A 558-nucleotide genomic window follows, 5' to 3' on the forward strand; every position below is an offset into this window, starting at 1 on the left:
GGGGGGGCGGCCTGGGCATCGGCCTGATCGGCCTGGCGCTGCTGGGCGGCGGCAGCGTGCTGGCGCTGCAGGCCATGGGCGCACCCGAGTTCAGTGGCAACGGCTACGCCGTGTTCAAGGGCGTGTACGGGGCGCTGGTCACGGTGGTCCTGCAGCCCGTGATGGTGTTTGCCGCCCTGGCCCATCACCAGGGCGGCAGGACGGTTTAGGGCGTCACCGCGGCGCGCATCATCTGCGCGAAGTTCTCGCTGTACGGCGGCAGCATGCCCCATTCCTGGCGCGGGTCGTGGTGGCCGGCGCTGTAGACGCTGCGCACGTGGCTGAACTCCAGGAAACCTTCGCGGCCGTGGTAGTGGCCCATGCCAGAGGCGCCGACGCCGCCAAAGGGCGCGTCGTGCAGGGCGGCATGCATGAGCACGTCGTTGATCGACACGCCGCCCGAGAGCGTGTGGTCCAGCACCCACTGCTGCTCGGCCGCGTCGCTGCCGAAGTAGTACAGCGCCAGCGGGCGCTCGCCGGCGTTGATCTCGGCCACGGCGTCGGACAGCGCGCGGTAGC

At 71.0% G+C, this 558-nt stretch carries 2 protein-coding genes; one reads left to right on the plus strand and one right to left on the minus strand.

Annotated elements, in window-relative coordinates:
• The coding region (locus QZH66_RS18265; RefSeq protein ID WP_305807210.1) for a hypothetical protein at window positions 1-209 on the plus strand (209 nt) is incomplete at its 5' end.
• Here QZH66_RS18265 and QZH66_RS18270 read toward each other — a convergent pair.
• Window positions 206-558, minus strand: a 353-nt coding sequence (locus QZH66_RS18270) for an aldehyde dehydrogenase family protein (protein WP_305807211.1), incomplete at its 5' end; no start/stop codon positions are given. The genes QZH66_RS18265 and QZH66_RS18270 overlap by 4 nt on opposite strands.

This window comes from Stenotrophomonas sp. YIM B06876 (assembly GCF_030711595.1).
Classification (GTDB): Bacteria; Pseudomonadota; Gammaproteobacteria; order Xanthomonadales; family Xanthomonadaceae; genus Stenotrophomonas.